Below are 21,932 nucleotides of genomic sequence, written 5' to 3'. Positions count from 1 at the left end.
AGATCGGAGTCAGGATGACTGGAATCAGGATGGATGAGCGAAGCGCCACCGGTGTGTCGGGTGATACCGACACGACGGACGGTGCCTTCACGGAGGCACCGCTGATCTACTTCTCGTCGGTCTCCGACAACACACATCGCTTCGTCGGGAAGCTGGGCATCGAGTCGGCGCGCATGCCGCTGCTGACCAGGGAGCCGACCCTGCGGGCCACGCGGCCCTACGTGCTCGTGCTACCGACATACGGCGGGATCGCGGGCGAGCGCGCAGTGCCGCGCCAGGTCGTGAAATTCCTGAACAACGAGCAGAACCGGAGCCTCCTGAGGGGAGTCATCGGTGCCGGCAACACCAACTTCGGGGAAACCTACTGCCTGGCGGCAGACATCGTCGCCGCGAAATGCGCTGTTCCCGTGCTGTACAAATTTGAAGTCATGGGCACGTCCGAGGACGTGGACCGAGTAATCAACGGATTGGAAGAGTTCTGGACATGAGTGTTGTAGAGACCGAGACGGGAGCGCCCGCTGCAACGGTGGACCGCTTCAAGGACATGGGGTACCACGAGCTCAATGCCATGCTCAACCTGTACGGGCCGAACGGCGAGATCCAGTTCGAGGCCGACCGCGAGGCCGCGCACCAGTACTTCCTGCAGCACGTCAACAACAACACCGTGTTCTTCCACGATCTCGAGGAGAAGCTGGACTACCTCGTCAAGAATCAGTACTACGAGCGCGAGACACTCGACCAGTACACGATGAACTTCGTGCGGGACCTCTATAAGCGTGCCTACGCCAAGAAGTTCCGCTTCGAGACCTTCCTCGGTGCGTTCAAGTTCTACACCTCGTACACGCTGAAGACCTTCGACGGGAAGCGCTACCTCGAACGCTACGAGGACCGCGTGTGCATGGTCGCCCTGCACCTGGCACGCGGCAACGAACAGCTCGCCGAGCAGATCGTCGAGGAGATCATCGAAGGCCGCTTCCAGCCGGCAACCCCGACCTTCCTCAACGCCGGCAAGCGCCAGCGCGGTGAGCTGGTCTCCTGCTTCCTGCTCCGCATCGAGGACAACATGGAGTCGATCGGGCGCTCCATCAACTCGGCGCTCCAGCTCTCCAAGCGTGGCGGCGGCGTCGCGTTCGCCCTCACCAACATCCGCGAGGTCGGCGCTCCGATCAAGCAGATCGAGAACCAGTCCTCCGGTGTCATCCCCGTGATGAAGCTCCTCGAGGACAGCTTCTCCTACGCCAACCAGCTCGGCGCCCGCCAGGGCGCGGGAGCGGTGTACCTGCACGCGCACCACCCCGACATCAATCGCTTCCTGGACACCAAGCGCGAGAACGCCGACGAGAAGATCCGCATCAAGACGCTGTCCCTCGGCGTCGTCGTCCCGGACATCACCTTCGAACTCGCCAAGCGCGACGAGGACATGTACCTGTTCTCGCCGTTCGATGTCGAAAAGGTGTACGGCATGCCGTTCTCGGACGTCTCGGTCACCGAGAAGTACTACGAGATGGTGGACGACGCCCGCATCAAGAAGACCAAGATCAAGGCACGCGAGTTCTTCCAGACCCTCGCCGAGATCCAGTTCGAGTCCGGGTACCCGTACATCATGTTCGAGGACACCGTGAACCGGGCGAACCCGATCGACGGCAAGATCATCATGAGCAACCTGTGCTCCGAGATCCTCCAGGTCTCCGAGCCCACCACGTACAACGAGGACCTGTCCTACGAGAACACGGGCAAGGACATCTCGTGCAACCTCGGGTCGCTGAACATCGCGAAGACCATGGACTCACCGGACTTCGGCCGGACCATCGAGACCTCCATCCGCACCCTCTCGGCCGTCTCGGACATGAGCCACATCAATTCGGTGCCCTCGATCGCCAAGGGCAACGACGCCTCGCACGCCATCGGTCTCGGGCAGATGAACCTGCACGGCTATCTGGCCCGGGAGCGCGTCCACTACGGTTCGGAGGAAGGGCTCGACTTCACGAACATCTACTTCTACTCCGTGGTGTACCACTGCATCCGGGCGTCGAATCTGATGGCCATCGAGACCGGCACCACCTTCGCGGGTTTCGAGAGGTCCAAGTACGCCAGCGGCGAGTTCTTCGACAAGTACACCGACCAGATCTGGGAACCGGCGACGGCACGCGTGCGTGAACTGTTCGCCGACATGCACATCCCCACGCAGGAGGACTGGCGTGCGCTGAAGGCCTCCGTCATGGAGCACGGCATCTACAACCAGAATCTGCAGGCCGTTCCGCCGACCGGATCCATCTCGTACATCAACAACTCGACGTCGTCCATCCACCCGGTCGCCTCGAAGATCGAGATCCGCAAGGAAGGCAAGATCGGCCGCGTGTACTACCCGGCGCCGTACCTGACCAACGACAATCTGGAGTACTACCAGGATGCGTACGAGATCGGGTTCGAGAAGATCATCGACACCTATGCCGCCGCCACGCAGCACGTGGACCAGGGACTCTCGCTGACGCTGTTCTTCAAGGACACGGCGACCACGCGCGAGATCAACAAGGCCCAGATCTATGCCTGGCGCAAGGGCATCAAGACCATCTACTACATCCGTCTCCGCCAGCTCGCGCTGGAAGGGACGGAGGTGGAGGGTTGCGTCAGCTGCATGCTTTAGGCAACTGAATCGACCCGGCCGGGCAGTGTGCCCGGCCAGTGCCCGGCACACCAGGCAGTACCCACGCAGACAAGGAACACCACATGAGCGAGAAGCTGAAGCTCGTAGACCAGGTCCAGGCCATCAACTGGAACCGCATCCAGGACGACAAGGACGTCGAGGTCTGGAACCGCCTGGTGAACAACTTCTGGCTGCCCGAGAAGGTGCCGCTGTCCAACGACGTACAGTCGTGGGCCACGCTCACGCCGGAGGAGCAGCAGCTCACCATGCGGGTGTTCACGGGCCTGACGCTGCTCGACACGGTCCAGGCCACGGTCGGCGCGGTCAGCCTGATCCCGGACGCGATCACGCAGCACGAGGAGGCCGTGCTCACGAACATCGCGTTCATGGAGTCGGTGCATGCCAAGAGCTATTCCTCGATCTTTTCGACGCTGGCCTCCACCAAGGAGATCGACGAGGCATTCCGCTGGTCCACGGAGAACGTGAATCTGCAGAAGAAGGCGCATATCGTCACCGACTACTACCGTGGCGATGATCCCCTGAAGCGCAAGGTCGCCTCGACACTGCTGGAGTCGTTCCTGTTCTACTCCGGCTTCTACCTGCCCATGTACTGGTCCTCGCGCGCCAAGCTCACGAACACCGCAGATCTGATCCGCCTGATCATCCGCGACGAGGCCGTGCACGGCTACTACATCGGGTACAAGTTCCAGCGGGCTCTGGAGAGTGCGACGCCGGAGCGTCGTCAGGAGATCAAGGACTACACGTTCGAGCTGCTCTTCGAGCTGTACGAGAACGAGGTCCAGTACACGCATGATCTGTACGACGGTGTGGGCCTGGCCGAGGACGTGAAGAAGTTCCTGCACTACAACGCCAACAAGGCCCTGATGAACCTGGGCTACGAGGCCATGTTCCCGTCGTCGGTGACCGATGTGAATCCGGCGATCCTCTCGGCCCTGTCACCGAACGCCGACGAGAACCACGACTTCTTCTCCGGCTCCGGCTCCAGCTATGTCATCGGCAAGGCCGTGAACACCGAGGACGAGGACTGGGACTTCTAGCAGAAGCCAGCAACCCTGCCTCAGCGCGCGGTGCCCACCCGGCGTCCGCGCAGCCGGACGGGTGCCAGGCTGTAGAAGCGGTCCCGCCGGCCAGGCGCCAACGGTTCATCCATGGTCCTGCCCCAGAGCCTGGTCAGGAGTGCCTCGTCCTCGACCGGCGTCGCGGGCCCGTTCGCGAGGACGCTCCATCCGGTGCGGGCTTGCTGGTTCACCTGATCGACCTGGAAGGCGACTCTGCTGAGATCGCTGGTGGCGATGACGCCGTCGGGAGAGGTGCGGAAGTACAGCCGCTCGTCGAGGACCAGATAGCTGACGGGGAAGATGTCGAGCAGACCCTCGCGGAAGAAGCCCAACCGGCCCGTGGACTGGGTGGTCGCCAGTGCCCAGCACTCCGAGGGTGTGAGCGCGTCGGAGGCTCGCAGAGCGCCGGGGGTGTCCCAATAGGCGTCGTTGTTCGTCGTCGACGTCATGACCGCCCCGTATCCGACGAGGCGGCGGCACCCGCGACGATCGGCACGAACGCGCGGCCGCTGATCGCATCAGGACTGAGCCGCATGAACCGGTCCTTCCTACCGCTCTCCCAGGGATGGAGGGGCAGCTGGACGGTGGCCAGGAGTTCCGCCGTGACGGCGATGGTGGAGGTGCGTCCCTTCAGGACCACGCTCCACATCATGTCCTGCTCCACCCAGTCCATGCTTCCCGGTGCGAGGCGTCCATCCGCCTCGAAGGCCGCCGCAGCCTTCTCCGCTGCGGCCGACTTTGTGCCTTCGGACGTCCGGTAGACGATGCTCCCGTGGTCCACCACCGCGTTGATGGGGAAGATCTCGGGCCGACCGTCCGGACACAGGGCCAGTCGGCCGAAGGGTACGGTCCGCAGCAGCGCCCAGCACTCGTTGGCGGAGAGGATTCTGGTGGAAGTCGATTGAGTGTCCATAGCGTGAGATTATGGCAGTGTTGCCGGGGCAACCAGGGCCTTCAGACCCTAATCAGGACACCTTTGGAGCATCGAGTGGTATCACCAGCAGAGCAGCCGAGCGGGGTCCCGCCACTGGGGGGCTCGGACGCGGCGAATACTGCGGGTATCGGCAGCCTGCTGGATGCCTTCGGCGCCATGGCCGAGGACATGGACCTCGATACCGTTCTCGAGCGCGTGACGACGGCGGCCTGCCAACTCGTCGACGCCCGCTTCGGTGCGCTGGGGGTCGTGGGTCCTGACCGCAAGCTCAGCCAGTTCGTCGTCGTCGGACTCGACGACGACGCGGCGCGGCGGATCGGATCGCTTCCGGAGGGCCATGGTGTCCTGGGTCTGCTCATCACCGACCCGCGGCCGCTGCGTCTCCACGATCTCCGGGAACACCCCCGCTCCGTGGGCTTTCCGGCCCACCACCCCCGGATGACGTCATTCCTGGGCGTACCCATCCGTATTCATGGCAAGGTCTTTGGCAATCTGTACCTCACCGAGAAGAACGGAGGCGAGGACTTCTCAGCGACCGACGAGCAGCTCCTCGTGGCGCTCGCGGCCGCAGCCGGTGTCGCGATCGAGAATTCCCGCCTGTTCGACGACGCGACACGCAGGACCCGATGGCTGGAAGGAGGGCTGAATGCTGCTCGAGAGCTGCTGGAACAGGACGATGCAGCACGCAACGACTTCGGCGTCCTGACGCGTCACGCCCTGTACGCATCACACAGCAATGTCGCCGTGGTGCTGCGTGACTTCGGTCATGACCGTGGAGTGATCTGTGAAGCCGCGGAGGGCGAGCATGCGGACGCGTTCGTCGGGCGATCGGGGGCGGAAGCTTCCCTCCTCGAGGACCTGTCCGCTGCCTCCGAGCCACTCCTGCTCACCGCGGCGGACGCGGCACGTCTGCTGCCCGGAGCCCCGCCGGGGGTGATCGACACACTCATGTGCACCATGCTCTCCGGCACGGAGGACCGTCAGTTCCTGCTGATCGGCCGTTCGGCTGCAGCTCCGCCGTTCTCTGCCGTGGACCACGAGATGATGCAATCCTTCACCTCGCATGTGTCACTGGCACTCGAGCTTCTCGGAGCGCACCGCCGTCGGGAACAGCAGGCGGTCTTCGGGGACCGCGACCGGATTGCCCGGGACCTGCACGACCTGGTCATCCAGCGCCTCTTCGCTGCCGGGCTCAGTATCCAGGGCCTGCGCAAGTTCCTCACCGACAGTGAGCCCCTGAACCGGATCACCGCAGTGACGAGCGAGCTCGATTCGACGATCAGGGAACTGCGGGACACCATCTACTCCTTGCGGTCGGTCCCGCAGATCACGCCGACGTTCACGTCGAGCATCTTCGCTCTGGTCGCGGAGGTCTTCGACGGCCACGAGCTCGAACCGGTCGTGCAGCTCTCCGGCCCATTGGACGCCGTCGTCGAGCAGGCCCTCGCCGCTCACGTCCGGGCGATCCTCATCGAGGGCCTGTCCAACGCACTGCGTCATGCGGATGCGTCGTCGGTCACCGTCGCGCTCCAGGCGACGAGGGACCGCCTCGAGCTGACGATCACCGATGACGGGCGCGGGTTCGAGCAGGCTCCGTCCACGGGCGGTCTGGCGAACATGAGGCATCGGGCAGAGCTGAGCGGAGGCGTCCTGAACATCTCGAGTACACCGGGACAGGGGACCGTCGTCGTCCTCACGGTGCCGCTCGGCCTCTAGTGGGAACCCGGCGAGGGCGGTCGCGAGATGTAGACGGCCGCCTGGGTACGGCTCTGGAAACCGAGTTTCGCCAGAATGGAGGACACGTAGTTCTTCACCGTCTTCTCCGCGAGGAACAGTGCGGTCCCGATCTCCCTGTTCGTGAGGCCGTCACCGATGAGTGCAATGACCTTCTTCTCCTGTGTCGTCAGCCCGGCAAGACGAACGTCTTCGACCGGCGCGTCGAACATGCCCTCGACGATGCGATCCTTCAACCCCGGTTCGAAGAGCGATTCTCCGGCAGCGGCCCTGCGCACCTTCCCCACGAGGTCGGAGCCGAGGATCTCCTTGAGGATGTACCCGGAGGCACCCGCGAGCACAGCGCCGCGGAGCGCCTGATCGTCGTCGTAGCTGGTCAGGATCACGCAGACGAGCGAGGGATCGACGGACCGCACGTCCCGGCAGACCTCGATGCCGGACCCGTCCGGCAGGCGTGCGTCGAGGATCGAGATGTCGGGTGCCAGGGCCGGGATACGTCTGGAGGCCTCATCGGCCGAACCTGACTCACCGACGATCACGCACCCCTCGGTCTCCAGGAGCTCGCGCAAGCCGAGACGGACCAGCTCGTGGTCGTCGAGGATGAACACGGTCAGATCTTTCACGGGCGGCTCGTCCTCATTCTCGGTGTGCCAACTCATCGTCTCCGCCAGGTGCTCGTGCCTGGAATCCGGTTGCTTCGTCCCGATCCTGTCCCAGCCCACCTCGACCGGACAGGGTCCAACGTCCCGGATCCGCTGACCGGGCCATTCGGCCCTAGTGAACGCGGTCCGCATAGGAGAAGGTCGGATCAGTACATCTGCGTCGAGGTAAGGATAATCATGACCCACGTTCCCGCATCACAGGTACGCACGATCGTCGTCGGCGTCGATGGCTCCGCGTCCTCGGTTGCTGCTCTGCAGCTCGCCGCGAGTCTGATGCCGCTCGCGGGCGAGGTGATCCATGCGGTGGCGGCCTGGCAGCAGCCGTTCGTGCTCAGTCCCTACACTCCCATGGAATGGAACTACGAGGAGGTCTCACAGAGGGCCCTCGACCAGGCGCTGACCGACGCGTTCCCGGATGGAGGACCGGCCGGTCTCGAGAGCCGGACAGTGCAGGGCGCTCCCGCTCCCGTCCTCATCGAGGAGAGCAAGCATGCCTCGATGGTCGTGGTGGGTTCGCGAGGTCTCGGCGGTTTCGCCGGCCTGCTGCTCGGATCGGTGAGTTCAGCCGTCGCCGAACGGGTGTCCTGCCCCGTCCTGGTGTCCCACGGCGCCCCGCAGATCGTCGAGGGGCAATCCGTGGCTCTGCCGTCGACGGAAGCGTCAGCATGAGTGAGCCCGGCACGTCCTCCGGTCAGCTCAGCTCCGAAGCCACCCAGCTCAAACCTGTGATCGTCGGCTTCGACGGCTCGGATGGTTCGCGGCGTGCTGTCCAGTGGGCTGCCAGCCATGCGGCAGCGGCCGGGTTGCGGCTCGTCGTCGCCCACTGCTGGGTGTGGCCGCTCTTCACGCAGAACCTGGGACCGGTGACGCACGTCCAGGACAGCGGCCTCCAACGGGAAGCAGAGAGGACGGCCGCTGAGGGCCTCGACCTGGCTCGGCAGACCGAGCCGCACGTCGACGCCGACATCCAGCTGGTCGCCGGGTTCCCCTCGGAGGTGCTGTCACGACTCTCCACCGAAGCCTCCCTCATCGTCACGGGAACCCGAGGACTCGGCGGCTTCACCGGTCTGCTCGTCGGATCGGTCAGCCTGCACCTCGCCGCCAGCGCATCCTGCCCGATCGCCGTCATCCGCGACGAGCAGCCGGGTGAGGGCGACATCCTGGTCGGTGTGGACGGATCACCCGAGAGCGACCGCGCGGTGCGGACAGCAGTCGACCTGGCACGAACCCTGCAGGCATCGCTGCGTGTCCTGCACGTCCGACCGTACGGCCGCAACGTACCCACGCGACTGGACGAGCCCGAGACCGACCCCGTCATCCAGCAGGCCCTCGGTCTGCTCCCGAACAGCACGGAGCTCAGGGTGAGCGCGGAATCGCTCTCCGACCCGTCAGTGCCGGGAGTGATCGTTCACCACGCGCGCGGAGCCGCCTGCGTGGTGCTCGGAGCGAAGGGACGCAACACCATCGGAGCCCGGCTGGGCTCGGCGGTGCACGCCGTCCTCCATCATGCGAAGGGCAACGTGATCGTTGTCAGGTGAGCATCAGCTGACGCGTCAAGAGGACTTTCTGCCCTAGTTCTCCACAGCGGTGAGGCATTGGACTATAGAAGACTGCTCATGCAGTCGAGACGACGGTGAATCAGGGGACCCTCGACCATGACCAGCATCAGTGACCTGTGGTCAGCGCTCGACGCCGATGTCCGGCAGTGGCTCCTGGCCAACCCGGGAGCGAGGATGCTGCCCCGAACGTACGTCAACCATGTGCCTGCCGGGGGTACGGAGACGGGTCAGTGCCTCCGGCTCGACGAGCACGGTGACTACTGGTTGACGGCGGACGAGATCGCGTTCCTGACAGCCAGGAGAGCAGAGGGCCTGGAGCATCGTCCCTCCACCGAAGGCGCGAACACCAGCCCGGAGGATCCAGTTCGACCGGAAGGAAGTCACCGCCGATGAACGCTACGTCGAAGGGCAGGCGCGGGTCGCTGCGCCTCGTGCCGTCGGACTCGAACGTCGAAGGCCCCGACGAGGCGCGGCTCGAAGACGCGAGCGGAAGGGCTGGGCTACGACGGCGCTCCGCGGCGGTGCATCCCGCGGCCGGACGGCAGAAACTGCAGGTCCTCGTCCAGATCGATGAGGAGTGCCGGTGCATCCGCATCGTGGTGCGTGGCTGTCTGACTCCGTTGAACGTCCACGGCCTCGATCTGGTGATCGCTCGTGCCGGCACCCTGAGCCGCGATTCGACCATCGTCGTCGATACCTCGCAGGCAACCCGCTGGGACGGTATGGATGCATGGCTGCAGCCGGCCGCCATCGACCACCGCATCCACCACATCCACCGCGACCCTTCAGGGAACAGCATGGTCGACCAGCTGACCGTCCTCCCCGCGAGCTGACTGAAGCAACTACTTGTACACGCCATCGAGAGGAAGACCAATGAGAGCACTCCAGTACCGAATCATCGGATCCGCACCCGAGGTCGTGGACATACCTACACCGACGCCTGCGGCCGGGCAGGTCCTGGTGAAAGTGACCGCCGCGGGCGTCTGTCACTCCGACGAGTTCCTGATGAGTCTGCCGGATGACCAGTACACCTACGGGCTGCCGCTCACCCTCGGACATGAGGGGGCCGGAACGGTCGAGGCACTCGGCGAGGGTGTGACCGGGCTGCAGATCGGCGAGTCCGTCCTGGTGTACGGTCCCTGGGGATGCGGACGGTGCTATCCCTGTTCCAAGGGTGAGGAGAACTACTGCGAGAGGGCTGCAAACCTGGAGATCAAGCCGCCGGGACTGGGAGCTCCAGGAGCGATGGCCGATTACCTGATCGTCGACGACGCGAGGCACCTGGTGCCGCTGGGCGATCTCGATCCCGTTGCGAGCGTGCCCTTGACGGATGCCGGACTGACCCCGTACCACGCCATCAAGAAGTCACTGCCGAAGCTGGTTCCGGGCTCGGTGGCCGTGGTCATCGGCGCCGGCGGCCTCGGGCACGTGGCCATCCAGATCCTGCGGGCGATCGCGCCGTGCACGGTCATCGCCGTCGACACCTCCGAGGACAAGCGCGCCCTGGCCCGCAAGGTCGGTGCTCACCACGCAGTGGCCTCCGACGAAAGTGCGGAGGAGCAGATCCTGGAGCTGACCGGTGGTCGGAAGGTCGACGTCGTGTTCGACTTCGTGAGTATCGACCCGACCACTGGTCTCGCCTCACGGCTCATCGGTGTGGGAGGCGAGATCGTGCTCGTCGGTGTGGGCCCGGGTGCCGTGAAGGTCGGTTTCTTCTCGACGCCGTGGGAGGCTTCTGCCCGGGCACCCTACTGGGGATCGCGTTCCGAACTGATCGAAGTGATCGAGCTGGCTCGCGCCGGGAAGATCAAGGTCGAGGTGGAGGCCTTCGGTCTCGACCAGGGACCGAAGGCCTACGAGAGGCTGGCTGCGGGCACCATCCCCGGCCGCGCCGTCATCGTCCCCTGAGAGGTGTGTCGGGCGGACGCTCCCGCCCGAGGCCGGCAGGTGACCGGGTTCCGATAGTGTGGCGCTCTTGGCTGGCCTGTTGGTTCCGACAGCAAACAGGACGCCGGCAACGATGCCGGGTTCAGCTGCTGCCGGACGTCGCGAGCACCGCGGTCCGACGTTCGCTGTGGCGCGGAACCCCGGCCTGCCGGATGGAGGAATCCAATCGGCCGGTAGACGCACTGGCGACATCGGCCGCTCCACCGCCGTTGACCGGACCACTGCCGTTGACCGGACCACTTCCGGGGAGCGGGGGTGCCAGCGATCTGTACGTGTGGCCGGTAGGAGTTCGGACATCGATGGTGTGCCTCGGACCGGAACGGGTCGAGGATCTCCAGCCGGGAAGTTCCTTGGTGTGATTGCAGGCCTCGCACAGACCGGCGCCGTTCGAGGTGCTGGTCGGTCCGCCGTCGTGCCAGGGAATCACGTGATCGTGGTGCCGGATCGGCGCGTCGCAGTACGGCGTTCTGCAGGAATGGTCGCGGGCCTCGAGGAAGCGGCGCTGGTTCGCGCTGAACAGCCGGGCGCGGGAATCGGCTCCGAGCAGATCTCCGGTCCCGGGAGCGGTGTACAGGCGCCGGAGGAAGACCTGGAGGTCCTCTCCGCGTTGACCCTCTCCGGACGACACCATTGTCCTTGCCCACTCGGCCGGCACCACGCCGTACCCGCTCAGTCTGGCCGGTTCGCTGTCGCCCTGGAAGAGCGAGCGGTCGGTCATGACGAGCTGGATCTCGACACTCGAGACGCCTCCCGGGGTGCCGGTGGTGCGTTCCACCAGGGTGTCGGCCATGAGCTGCCCGCGGCTACGGGGATCGCCGTGTGAGCGGAGGGAATCGGTGTGCCGTGTCAGTTCGGCGTAGACAGCGACTGCCTCGGCGACGGGAAGCAGAGCCGTCAGGTAAGCCATGGTGTCGGGCGCGGGCTGCAGACTGACGTGGCGCTCTCCGGCGGCATGGCGTGCCCGGTCGGTCGCCGAGCGCGGATCCCTGCGGTACGCCGCCGCGCGCGCTGCGCCGACGACGGCGCGGTCGCCGGCCCCGCTGAACGTTCCGGTGTCCGCGGCGAGTTCTTCATCGACGGCGCAGCGGTCCGAGACGCTCAGGCATGCGGTCTCCCGGACCAGCAGGGTGGCACGCCATTCGTTGAGCTGTCCGGTCTCCAGCGCCGCCAGTGTGTGCGGCATCTCGACGACGAGCGCACGGGCCAATCCGAGCAACCGGCCACCACGTGAGGGGGACTCCCTGCGGGCCAGCGCGATCTGGGCGCTGACTCCCTCGCCCTGCTTGGCTGGGGCCACACCCGCGGCGGCCTGGTCGCGCCGCTGGGCGAGATCGAATGCGACGGCCGCGCGGGCCTGCATCGCGGCGATCGCGGAGGTGAGGTCCTCGAGGTCGCGGATCTGGTCGATCAGCTGGGTGCTGTCGCCAGCGAGACGGAGGGACGCAACGTCCGAGATGAGCTCCCGGACATTCGTGGGGAGGGCGTCGCCGGAGGTGGGGCCACGGCGTGCGGTGGCTTCCTCCTGCAGTACTTCCCGGTTGCTGTCCATGATTTATTCTCGCGTGCGCCACTGACATTTTGAGGTTCGCGAAACACGTTATCCACAGGCGTTGTCGGCGGTTCGGAAAATAATTCGTCGTCGCCTGGAAGTCGAGGACGTGCTCGTCGCTCGACGTCGCGACAGCGTGCCGGGATGCCGCTACGAGGGCGGCCCCGACCGTAGCGGTGCAGTACGAGGACGCCGGACGCGCTCCGCTCCCCGGATGATCACCTCACCCGCGATCCCGAGCCCGAGCAGGAGCAGCAGAGTGCCATTCGTCGTGGTCCTCAGGGCCAGATGAGTATTCTGCTCGGCCTGAATCACTGCGAGCTCGTTGGCGTACCAGCCACTGACGACCGCCTGTTGGGGAGCGCCCTGAGCCTCCGCATTGTTCAGGTCGTTGACCGTCGACGCGCTGGCGAGGTCCACGGCCCAGTCCTCGGCAGAGCCCACCTCGTCCGCGCTGCGCGTCCCACTGACCCACGTGACAATGAGCAGGACGGCAAGGAGCGTCCCGAGGATGATCCTGGCCAGTCGGGCCGGTCCGACAGCTCGACGGACGGATCGGGACTTGGCTTCACCGACAGCCGGGTCTGATGGTGGCTCGTGCGGCGGGACGGGCGGTTCCACGGGCGGCACCGGAGGCAGGCCCTTCGGCCCGGGAGCAGCTGATGAATTGTACGTGGACATGGTTTCCCCATTCAGTGAGACGGTCGATGACGAGAGCTATCGTCGGGCTTCCGCGAAGCGCGGCGCCATTGATTCCATCTGCTCCATGACCAGCTTGATTGCCGCGGGCTGCTTGTCGGGCGGGTAGCCGTACTTGACCAGCAGCCGCTTGATGGAGGACCGCAGTTTCGCCCGGACGTCGTCGCGCACCGTCCAGTCCGTGCGCACGTCCCTGCGCATCACCGAGACCAGGTCACGCGCGATGTCGGCCAGGATGCCTTCGCCCTGGATCTCGACGGCCGAATCGTTCGCGGAGACGGCGTCGTAGAAGGCGAGTTCGTCGGAGTTCAGCGGCGGGGTGAAGTGTGCGCCGCGGTTGCCCTCCTTCGCCACCTCCCGGGCGAGTTCGACCAGTTCGGCGATGACCTCGGCGGAGGTGAGCTGTGCGTTGGTGTACTTCTTCATCAGATCGGTGATTCGCTCCGAGAAATTGCGCTGCCGGGTGATGTTGTTCCGGGTGGTGGCGGCCGACTCGTCCGCGATGAGCTTCCGGAGCGCCTCGATGGCCAGCTGGGGGTTCCGCGCCTGCTGGGTCCTCGAGATGAACTCCGGGGTCAGCTCATCCAGCGACGGCTTGGGCATGCCAGCGGCGGCGTAGATGTCGAGGATCTCCCCGGTGGAGGTCGACGTCGCGATCAGGTTCCCGAGGAGCCGCTGGATGTCCTCGGGGACGGGCTCGCCCGACGCCTGACGGTCCGCGGCGTCGAACTTGGCCATCCACACGCGGGTCTCCTCGTAGAACTTCACCTCCGGCAGCAGCGGTGCCATGCTCTCCGCTCCCGAACACAGCGCCCACGCACGGGACAGCTGGCCGGACAGGCGCCGGTAGGCGGCCGCGACCGTCTCGCCGTCGTCGCCCGGTCCGGACGACGACGGCTCCCGGAGATGGTTCACCGCACCCGTCACCGCCGTCAGATAGGCCTTCGGCCCACCGCGCAGCAGGACGGCGCGCCAGTCGTAGCCGGTGAGCAGCGCGGCGATCCTGCCGACGAGGTCGGTGGTCACCTCGATCGCGTCGTCGATGCTCCTGCCGACCGGCTTGTTCCGCTGATCCTCCGCCGTGTACTCGGCCAGCGCCTTCGGGAGATTCTCGGCCAGCGGCGCGTACGCCACCAGCAGGCCGTCCTCCTTGCCGCGGAAGGTCCGGTTGACGCGGGCCAGGGTCTGCATGAGCAGGGCGCCGCGCAGCGGGCGGTCCAGGTAGAGCGTGTGCAGGGGAGGGGAGTCGAAACCGGTGAGCATCATGTCCTTGACGATCACCAGCTCGAGCTCGTCGTCCACGTCCTTGAGGCGTTCCTTGACCAGCGCGTTCGCGGAGTCGCGGCGCACGTGGTCGGCGATGGGTTGCGGATCCGACGCCGTACCCGAGTACACCACCTTGATCCTCCCGCGGGACAGGTCCTCCGAGTGCCAGTCAGGACGGAGAGCCACGATCGCGGCGTACAGATTCGCGCAGATCTCGCGCGTGCCGCCGACGATCATGGCCTTGCCGGGGGCCTCGATGAACTTCGCCATCCGGTCGCGGCGGTTCTCCCAGTGCGTCACCAGATCCGCGGCGAGGGTGGCAATGCGCTCCGGCGCCCCGTACACGGCATTGACGACGGCGACGCTCGCCTCGATGCGAGCGCGCTCGGTGACGTCGAGACCCTGGGTGAGCTCGTCGGCGGACCGGTCCAGGTCCTCCTCCGTGACCCCGGCGGCGAGCTCCACCCGGATGAGCCGGGGCTCGAAGTAGACCGGCACCGTGGCGCCGTCCTCGACCGCGCGCGAGAGGTCGTAGATGTCGATGTAGTCGCCGAACACGTCGCGGGTGTTGCGGTCGTCGAAGGAGATGGGTGTGCCCGTGAAGGCAATCAGTGTGGCGTGCGGGAGGGCGTCGCGCAGATGACGGGCATAGCCGTCGAGATCGTCGTAGTGGCTGCGGTGCGCCTCGTCCACCACCACGATGATGTTCCGCCGGTCCGAGAGCAGCGGGTGCTCGGCACCGGCATCCTTCTCGGCCTTGCTCCGGCCGAACTTCTGCAGGGTGGTGAAGTAGATGCCACCGGTGGTGCGGTTGGAGAGCTCGTCGCGGAGTTCGGCGCGACGCCGGACCTGCTTCGGTGCCTCCGCGAGCAGCATGCTGCGTGCGAAGCCCTCGTACAGCTGCCCGTCGAGTTCGTTGCGGTCGGTGATGACGACGACGGTGGGGTTCTTCAGGCGCGGATGCCGGACCACCAGATTGGTGTAGAGCTCCATCTCCATCGACTTGCCGGAGCCCTGCGTGTGCCAGACGACGCCGGCCTTGCCGTTGCTCTCCACGGCCACGATGGTGCTGCCCACGGCCTTGGTGACCGCGAAGTACTGGTGGGGTTTGGCGATGCGCTTCGTGAGCCCGTCGGAGCCGCCGTCGAACGCGGTGAAACTGGTGAGCAGTTGCAGGAAGCGGGTCTGGTTGTAGAGCCCGTCGAGGCTGGTCTCGAGCTGGGTGACGGCGTCGCCGTCGCGCATGAAGTCGGGCGGTACGGGCACGCCGTCGTCGTCGACGTTCCAGGGCGAGAAGTGGTTCAGCGGCGTGAACGGCGTGCCGTAGCGGGCGTCGATGCCGTCCGAGGCGAGCGTGAAGACGCAGAACCGGAACGCGAGGGGGAACTCGCGCAGGTAGGTCTGGAGTTGTGCGTGGGCTGCGGCGACGTCAGCGTGGTAGCTGCCGGCCTTCTTGAGTTCGATGATGCTCACGGGCATGCCGTTGCAGTAGAGCACGAGGTCGAAGCGGCGCTTGTGGTCGCCCTGGACGAGGGTGACCTGGTTGACGGCGAGCCAGCTGTTCTGGTCGGGCTCGGAACTGATCAGCCGGAGGGTGGGGTTGACCTCCAGCCCGTCGGTGTCGATGTAGCTGAGCCGGTAGCCGTCCACGAGGTAGCCGTGGATCCGGTGGTTCTCCGCCAGGGCGTCGGTCGATTTCGGTGCGGTGATCTCCGCGAGTGCCTGCTGCAGGTACTGCACGGGGACCAGCGGGTTGAACTTCTGCAGTGCGGCGAGCAGGCGCGGGCGGATCAGCAGCTCGTCCCAGGAGTCCCGTTCGCCGGTGCCGGGTGCTATCTCCTGGCCCGTGGTCGGGGCCCAGCCCAGTTCACCGAGCGACTCCTTGGCGATCCCCTCCCAGTCGGCCTCCGAGAATCCGATGGCCGGAATCCCGGCGGATGCTGTGCTCACGGTTGTACCCCCTGGTTGACCGGGCCGGCTGGTGGTGGCGGTGCGGTTGCTGCTGGTGCTGCTTCCCCTGCCGTGGTTGCCGTGAGCCGCGGCGTTCGAACTGTTCCCCCCGTGTGGCGTCATACCCCGGCGTCCTCCAGCGCCTTCTCGGCGTCCTTCACGCGGAGCTTGCCGGACATGAGCTGGGGGAGCAGGGCGTCGCGGGTGGCGGCTAAACGTTGATTCTCCACCACAGCTTCTGACACGCAATCCAGCAGTGGACTTATCTTCTCCTCTATTGAGGCTGCCATCTCCGACCGAAGATCAGGGATCGACAGGTGGTCGAATGTCTTCATGGTGATGGTGTCAAAGACTGATCCGTGAGCAATCGCCTTGGCTCGTTGAGTCGCCCGCTTGATCGCGAGGTACAGCATGCCCGATGGAATTGTGTCGGGGATGAAGCCGTAGCAGGACTGGTTGAATGAGGCTGGTACTGCAAGTCGAGCGACTGCACCGACGGTGCCACGTGCGGTGAGGATGACACTACCGGCCGGAAGTGGTTTAGCTTTGGTTTTTGTTGTTGCAGAAAGTGAAATCTGCTCGATTGTTCCGGTGATAACGCCAAAGTTTGCACTTGTGATGTCTTTTGCCGATGCCCAGTATTGATCTCCAACCCAGAAGTCCGCTTGGGTGCGAGAGGGCGTGCCTCCCAATATCGGATTCAGTACCTCGCTCATTGCACGAGTACTGAAGCCAGCAACTGCATGGTCGTAGATCACACCGGCAAGGTCGTCGGCAGTAGTGGCCAGCTTGGTGTTGGCGGCAATCTTGTCGTCGAACGCCCCCAGAACCTCCGCAATCGCCTGTTGTACATGAATTGTAGGCCAGGACACTCTTAGTGGGTGTAGATGATTGCGGTTCAATGTCGGATTAGCTGAGCCCGCGTCGAGCCAACTTGTATCAAATTGTTTCATAAAGTAGTAGACAAACCGCGGTAAATTACCTTTGAAGTCTTGGATCCACAGAGTAGTGTCGTGCGGCCAGTAGTGTCCCGGTAAGTAGAATACTTTCCCCAAAGTTCCCTTGCGACCGATTACTACGCCTGGCCCAGCTGCCGCTGCCGTGTCGTGAAAGCTTGCAATTCCTCCAGAAGATACAACTGGTACACCGCCAGAAGCTTGTGTTTTTCGTGTGATGTCGAAGCCTCGCTGGAAATTGAGCACCTCCCCGAGCGTTGTGTCGCGCCAGTCAGACATCGACCCGCCCCAACTGCTCGCGCACAACCTGTGCCAGCCGCTCCGACTCGTCAAACTGCTCGAATAGCTCCTTCGACAACCGGGCTATCTTCTCCTCGATCGGTTCGCCGTCGTCCTCGACCTCTGCTGCGCCAACGTACCTACCCGGGGTCAGCGCATAGTCCGCAGCCTTGATCTCCGCGAGGGTGGCCGAATAGCAGAAGCCGGGCTCGTCGTCGTACGTCAGCCCGGCCTCGAGCGCCGACGCTGTTCCGCGCCAGGCGTGGAAGGTGCCGGCGATCCTCGCGATGTCGTCGTCGGACAGCGCACGCTCGGCACGGTCCACCATGGAGCCCAGGTTCCGGGCATCGATGAACAAGACCTGCCCCGTCCGGTCCACCGATCCTCGTGGTCCCGCCGCCTTGTCCCTGGCGAAGAACCAGGTGCACACCGGGATGCCGGTGGAGCGGAAGAGCTGGGTGGGCAGCGCCACCATGCAGGAGACCAGATCGGCCTCCACGAGCTCCGCACGGATCTCGCCCTCACCACCGGAGTTGGAGGACATGGACCCGTTGGCCATCACCACACCCGCGCTGCCACCCGGTGCGAGCTTGGAGATGATGTGCTGGATCCACGCGTAGTTGGCATTTCCGGCCGGCGGGATGCCGTACTTCCAGCGGGGATCGGACTCGGACCGCGCCCAGTCCTTGATGTTGAACGGCGGGTTGGCCATGACGAAGTCCGCGCCGTTGGCGCCGGTGAGCTCCGGGTGCTGGTCACGCGCGAACGTGTCTCCCCAGCGGGAGGCGAGATTGGCGTTCAGCCCGTGGATGGCCAGATTCATCTTCGCCATCCGCCAGGTGCGCTCGTTGAGCTCCTGCCCGTACACCGAGATGTCCGAGCCCTCCTTGTGGTGGGACTCCAGGAACTTCTCGGTCTGCACGAACATGCCGCCGGAACCGCAGCAGGGATCGTAGACCCGCCCGTGATCCGGCTCCAGCACCTCCACGAGCACCCGCACCACACCGGCGGGAGTGTAGAACTCACCGCCCCGCTTGCCCTCGGCCCGAGCGAACTTCTCCAGGAAGTACTCGTACACCTCGCCCAGCAGGTCGCGCGCCTTACTGACGCCCTGGCCCGTGAACCGGGCCGAGTTGAGCAGATCCATCAGCTCACCGAGGCGGCGCTGATCCACGTTGTCCCGGTTGAAGATGCGCGGCAGCGTGGCCGCGAGCGTCGGATTGGCCCTCATCACGGCGTCCATGGCGTCGTCGATCAGTTCGCCGATGCTCCTCGGCGCTGCACCGTCCATCGCCGGCATGCCCTTGCCGTTCGCCGCGAGATAGTCCAAGCGGGCCTCGTCCGGAACCCAGAAGACGCCGCGCCCGGTGTACTCGTCCACGTCGTCGACGAGCTGGTCGATCTGGTCCTCGTCGAGACCTTCGGCCTCAAGTTCGGCGACGATCTGCGTCTGCCGTTCCTCGAACGCATCGGAGACGTACTTGAGGAACACGAGCCCCAGGATCACATCCTTGTACTGCGAGGCGTCCATGGATCCGCGCAGCTTGTCCGCAGCCTTCCACAGCGTGTCCTTGAGTTCCTTCATGGTGGACGGGGTGGCAGGAGCCTTGGTGGCTGCCTTCGTTCTCGGGGGCACTTACGCGGTTCCTTCGGTCGGTACGGGATGGGTCGGCGCGTCGGGCACTTCGATCCCGGTGAGGGTGAGGCTTCCGCCGGCGACGCCGTCCAGGATCAGCCTAGCGAGTTCCTCCACGAGTCCGAGGCGTTCCCGCAGGGCATCCTGTTCGTGGCGCAGGCCGCGCAGCGCCGCCTGCAACGGAGCCCGCTGCTGCTCCGGCGTCGTGCGTAGCAGCCACCGGCGCCACTCCTTCTCGGATGCGCCGAGGGCGTTGATGTCCGCGGCCACCACCTCGGCGAGCAGGCCGCCGGGATCACCGGCGTCGATCCGGAATGCGCGGGCGGGAAAGACGACGACGGATCCGCCGGCGGTGTCCACCATCGCGGCCGGTCGCGGGCTGGTGCAGAACACGACGTCGCCCGGCTCGGTCAACCGGCCCCCGGGAACTTGCTGGACGAAGTCGAGCACCGGGATCCGGCGTGGCTGCGCCGTCGGGTCGAGGATCTCGGCCGGGCCGAGGAGAGCTGCACCCGTGGCGGTCTCCTCGCTTGGAGCGTCCCAGCGGTTCCCCGGCAGGTAGCGCAGGGTGCGCGCGGCGAGCAGGCGTGCCACCGGGACACGCTCCGGGGCGCGCTGACCCCCGGCGGACCGGTCCGGCCCGGCGGGCACTGCGCCTACGGCGAAGCCCGCTGTCCCGAGGATCCGGTTCAGGTGCTCCACCCGGAGGGCGTCCTCGGCTGGACTGCGTTGTGCATCTCCGTGGTGCCCGGTGTCGGCCACAAGGGACCCGGGCGCCGCGAGCAGGGATCGTGTGCGCACCAGCCGGGCGAACCGGAACGCATGCGCGCGGACGGTCGCGAGATCGCCCATGGACGCCACGAGGTCACTGACGAGGTCACGCGACACGTCCTGAGTGAGCGCTCGCTGACCGAGATCCGCCACCATGGTCCAGCGATCTGCGATGGGCACATCGGCGAAGGACGGGCCGAGGACCCAGAGGGCCTGCACCTCCCGGGGCCGGGACCGCAGGAGCCCGGCCGGCAACCGGACGATCGCGCGCACCCGGTCCGTGCGCAGAATGCCGGACCGGAGCTCGGCCGCATCGCGGTCGGCGACGGTGTCGCTGAGCACGCGCGCCGGAGCGAGGACCACCGCGCGCTGGTGGTCGTCCAGCCGATCGCTGATCCGTTCGATCGCGGTGAGGATCTCGGCAGTACTCATGGTGAGCCGGTCCGGCGACGGGTACTGGGCGAGGTACACCAGCGATGGACTGCCCTCGATCCGGTCTGCCCCGGCAGCGGGGCCGGCGTCCACGCCGTGGACGCGCAGCCGACGGCGGAGGAGCCGGGCCGCCGGGCCGTCGTCGTCCGACGGGACGACCCTGACCTGGTCCCTCTCGCTCAGCGCATCGACGACGGCCATGAGCACGTCGCCGCCGCCACCGGCCGCGTCGACGAAGCCTGGCTCGCCGTCGAGCCCGGCGGCCAGTTCCACGGCGGTCATCGCCAGGAGCCGCTCAGCGGCATCAGTGAGCGCCGTTGCTGCGAGCTCGGGTGGACCTGTGCGGAACCGGTTGGCGAGCAGCCCTTCGAAGGCCTCGGCTGCGGTGTAGGCGCTGTCCGCGAGTCGGTCCGCGAAGTGTGCCAGGGAGACGAGGTCGCCGCCCACCGAGGCGATCTCGGAGAACAGGAACAGATCGTCCGGGTCGTGGTCGTCGGCGGTATCCAGAAGTTCGTCGGTGTCGAGGTGCCCCAGCATGCCGCCGGTCAGGGCCTTCAGGGTGAGCAGGGCCGTCAGGCCGTCGAAGCGTGGTCGGCTCGTCTGCTGTTCCGTCCCCTGCGTCTGGGGCTGCGCGAACGCGGCGAGGTCAGCGCCCGCCTCCGTGTTGTTGCCGCGGCCCGTCACCGCAAGCCACGCCGCGACCTCGTCGGCGTCGAAGTGCGGCCGGCCGTCGTCCACGACAACCGGGTCCGGGAACGGATGGGCGGACCCTGCGCTTCGTGTCCGCCACAGGGAGACCACCGGTCGTTGCACGTGCGCCAGTGCCGCAATATCGGTGAGCGTCATGCGCAGGGGCACCCTGTCGGAGTGCGCCGGTGTGCCGTCCATGGAAGTCCCCCTCGTGATGCATGGCTTCAGGTTAACCAGCCTCACCCGTGTACTACGGCAGAACAGTGATAACGGGGGTTATCGCAAGAGTGTGACGGTGCGACTCATTCGGCCGATAGGTTTCATCAGGTGACAGCCGGACGGTTCCGGCGTCACAGCAGCGGCGGCCCCGGCCCTGGGGGACCGGGTCCCGCCGCTGCCCGATCGTCGAGACATGAGGAGTACAGGATGAGCACGACAGAGCCGGAGTTCGACGAGCAGTGGACCACCGGAGACCAGGACGATCAGGAGGCCGGCCCGGTCCGGAGGACTCGATCGAAGGCGCGCATTCTCGGTGCGCTCGCCGCACTCGCCCTCCTCGGAGGAGCTGTCGGTCTTGGGACGACCCTGCCGGATCCGACCACGAGCGACGCCTACCTGGAGCTCGAAGACGACAGGGACGAGCTGCGGGCAGAACGGGACGAACTCCAGGCCGAGTACAACGCCGTCGAGGGACAGTACGACGCCGTACGTGCCGACTACGACGCCCTCAGCGGCGACATCGAGGACCGTGAGGCCGAAGTGGCCGCTCGCGAGGCCGACGCCGAGGAAGCGGCCGCAGAGGTCGAGGCGGCCGAGGCGGCGGTGAAGAAACGCGAGGAAGCGATCACCGCGGCCGAGGACGCCAAAGCAGCCAGCACGATCAGCGACGGCATCTGGACCGTCGGGACCGACATCGAACCCGGCACGTACCGTTCCGCCGCCGAGGTGGGCTCCAGCTGCTACTGGGGGATCTACCGCAGCGGAAGCAACGGCGATGACATCATCGAGAACGACATCCCCGGCGGCGGCCGGCCCACCGTGACCCTCTCGGACGGTCAGGACTTCAACTCCACCCGCTGCGGCAGCTGGGACAAGCAGTCATGACACCGCGTCAGCAACGAGCGGCGGAGCCCGACCCGTAAGGG

Annotated in this window: 19 protein-coding genes; 10 read left to right on the top strand and 9 right to left on the bottom strand. The window is 66.0% G+C overall.

Annotated features, from left to right (window positions below; genetic code table 11):
* Positions 1-29: 29 nt before the first annotated feature.
* The 3 genes from nrdI (at position 30) to nrdF (ending at position 3,702) form a co-directional block, all read left to right on the top strand.
* On the top strand, positions 30-488 hold the full coding sequence (nrdI, locus tag E8P82_RS05090) for a class Ib ribonucleoside-diphosphate reductase assembly flavoprotein NrdI (RefSeq protein WP_136453410.1): 459 nt from the start codon (positions 30-32) through the stop codon (positions 486-488).
* Positions 485-2,644, top strand: coding sequence for a class 1b ribonucleoside-diphosphate reductase subunit alpha (gene nrdE, locus E8P82_RS05085; protein WP_136453409.1), 2,160 nt, complete (start codon positions 485-487; stop codon positions 2,642-2,644). Before nrdI ends, nrdE begins: the two co-directional genes overlap by 4 nt.
* Before the next feature lie 83 nt (positions 2,645-2,727).
* Entirely contained in the window at positions 2,728-3,702 is a 975-nt protein-coding gene (gene nrdF / locus E8P82_RS05080; protein WP_136453408.1) for a class 1b ribonucleoside-diphosphate reductase subunit beta, read from the top strand.
* A 20-nt stretch (positions 3,703-3,722) separates the two neighbouring features.
* Here nrdF and E8P82_RS05075 read toward each other — a convergent pair whose 3' ends face one another.
* Together E8P82_RS05075 and E8P82_RS05070 are read right to left on the bottom strand one after the other, a co-directional pair.
* Positions 3,723-4,172: a pyridoxamine 5'-phosphate oxidase family protein gene (locus E8P82_RS05075; RefSeq protein WP_136453407.1), complete on the bottom strand. Its 450-nt coding sequence runs from the start codon at positions 4,170-4,172 to the stop codon at positions 3,723-3,725.
* On the bottom strand, positions 4,169-4,636 hold the full coding sequence (locus E8P82_RS05070) for a pyridoxamine 5'-phosphate oxidase family protein (RefSeq protein WP_136453406.1): 468 nt from the start codon (positions 4,634-4,636) through the stop codon (positions 4,169-4,171). Before E8P82_RS05070 ends, E8P82_RS05075 begins: the two co-directional genes overlap by 4 nt.
* A gap of 75 nt (positions 4,637-4,711) precedes the next feature.
* Between E8P82_RS05070 and E8P82_RS05065 the strand changes: the two genes are divergently transcribed.
* Entirely contained in the window at positions 4,712-6,373 is a 1,662-nt protein-coding gene (locus E8P82_RS05065) for a GAF domain-containing sensor histidine kinase (RefSeq protein ID WP_136453405.1), read from the top strand.
* On the opposite strand, the gene E8P82_RS05060 is transcribed toward E8P82_RS05065, so the two are convergent.
* Positions 6,370-7,050, bottom strand: coding sequence for a response regulator (locus E8P82_RS05060; RefSeq protein WP_136453404.1), 681 nt, complete (start codon positions 7,048-7,050; stop codon positions 6,370-6,372). The genes E8P82_RS05065 and E8P82_RS05060 overlap by 4 nt on opposite strands.
* Positions 7,051-7,230: 180 nt before the next feature.
* Here E8P82_RS05060 and E8P82_RS05055 point away from each other — a divergent pair, with 180 nt between their 5' ends.
* The 5 genes from E8P82_RS05055 (at position 7,231) to E8P82_RS05035 (ending at position 10,520) form a co-directional block, all read left to right on the top strand.
* Complete coding sequence (locus tag E8P82_RS05055; protein ID WP_136453403.1) at positions 7,231-7,722, top strand: universal stress protein; 492 nt, start codon at positions 7,231-7,233, stop codon at positions 7,720-7,722.
* On the top strand, positions 7,719-8,591 hold the full coding sequence (locus E8P82_RS05050) for a universal stress protein (RefSeq protein WP_136453402.1): 873 nt from the start codon (positions 7,719-7,721) through the stop codon (positions 8,589-8,591). The genes E8P82_RS05055 and E8P82_RS05050 overlap by 4 nt, the downstream gene beginning before the upstream one ends.
* Before the next feature lie 117 nt (positions 8,592-8,708).
* Positions 8,709-9,005, top strand: coding sequence for a hypothetical protein (locus E8P82_RS05045; RefSeq protein WP_136453401.1), 297 nt, complete (start codon positions 8,709-8,711; stop codon positions 9,003-9,005).
* A complete protein-coding gene (locus tag E8P82_RS05040; RefSeq protein WP_136453400.1) occupies positions 9,002-9,445 on the top strand; it encodes a hypothetical protein in 444 nt (147 codons plus the stop codon). Before E8P82_RS05045 ends, E8P82_RS05040 begins: the two co-directional genes overlap by 4 nt.
* Before the next feature lie 40 nt (positions 9,446-9,485).
* Positions 9,486-10,520 carry an NAD(P)-dependent alcohol dehydrogenase gene (locus E8P82_RS05035; RefSeq protein WP_136453399.1) on the top strand — a complete coding sequence of 345 codons (1,035 nt, stop codon included), beginning with the start codon at positions 9,486-9,488 and terminating at the stop codon, positions 10,518-10,520.
* 121 nt (positions 10,521-10,641) lie between these two features.
* On the opposite strand, the gene E8P82_RS05030 is transcribed toward E8P82_RS05035, so the two are convergent.
* The 6 genes from E8P82_RS05030 to E8P82_RS05005 all read right to left on the bottom strand — a co-directional run bounded on the left by E8P82_RS05030 (position 10,642) and on the right by E8P82_RS05005 (position 20,985).
* Positions 10,642-12,108: an HNH endonuclease gene (locus E8P82_RS05030; protein WP_136453398.1), complete on the bottom strand. Its 1,467-nt coding sequence runs from the start codon at positions 12,106-12,108 to the stop codon at positions 10,642-10,644.
* A 150-nt stretch (positions 12,109-12,258) separates the two neighbouring features.
* Positions 12,259-12,789: a hypothetical protein gene (locus tag E8P82_RS05025; protein ID WP_136453397.1), complete on the bottom strand. Its 531-nt coding sequence runs from the start codon at positions 12,787-12,789 to the stop codon at positions 12,259-12,261.
* Positions 12,790-12,825: 36 nt separating this feature from the next.
* On the bottom strand, positions 12,826-16,023 hold the full coding sequence (locus E8P82_RS05020; RefSeq protein ID WP_246020965.1) for a type I restriction endonuclease subunit R: 3,198 nt from the start codon (positions 16,021-16,023) through the stop codon (positions 12,826-12,828).
* Positions 16,024-16,142: 119 nt separating this feature from the next.
* Positions 16,143-17,225, bottom strand: a complete 1,083-nt coding sequence (locus E8P82_RS05015) for a restriction endonuclease subunit S (RefSeq protein WP_168796490.1) — start codon at positions 17,223-17,225, stop codon at positions 16,143-16,145.
* Between the two features lie 25 nt (positions 17,226-17,250).
* The gene (locus E8P82_RS05010) at positions 17,251-18,843 is read right to left on the bottom strand and encodes a class I SAM-dependent DNA methyltransferase (protein ID WP_136453514.1); all 1,593 of its coding nucleotides are present in this window, start codon (positions 18,841-18,843) and stop codon (positions 17,251-17,253) included.
* A gap of 51 nt (positions 18,844-18,894) precedes the next feature.
* A complete protein-coding gene (locus E8P82_RS05005) occupies positions 18,895-20,985 on the bottom strand; it encodes a hypothetical protein (protein WP_246020963.1) in 2,091 nt (696 codons plus the stop codon).
* A gap of 228 nt (positions 20,986-21,213) precedes the next feature.
* Between E8P82_RS05005 and E8P82_RS05000 the strand changes: the two genes are divergently transcribed.
* Positions 21,214-21,891: an Rv1352/Rv1906c domain-containing protein gene (locus E8P82_RS05000; RefSeq protein WP_136453394.1), complete on the top strand. Its 678-nt coding sequence runs from the start codon at positions 21,214-21,216 to the stop codon at positions 21,889-21,891.
* Positions 21,892-21,932: the final 41 nt, after the last annotated feature.

Origin of the sequence: Arthrobacter echini (genome assembly GCF_004803505.1) — a bacterium.
In the GTDB taxonomy this organism is placed as follows: Bacteria; Actinomycetota; Actinomycetes; order Actinomycetales; family Micrococcaceae; genus Arthrobacter_D; species Arthrobacter_D echini.
Note: the sequence above shows the minus strand (reverse complement) of the source record. Positions and strands in the feature narration are given on the sequence as shown.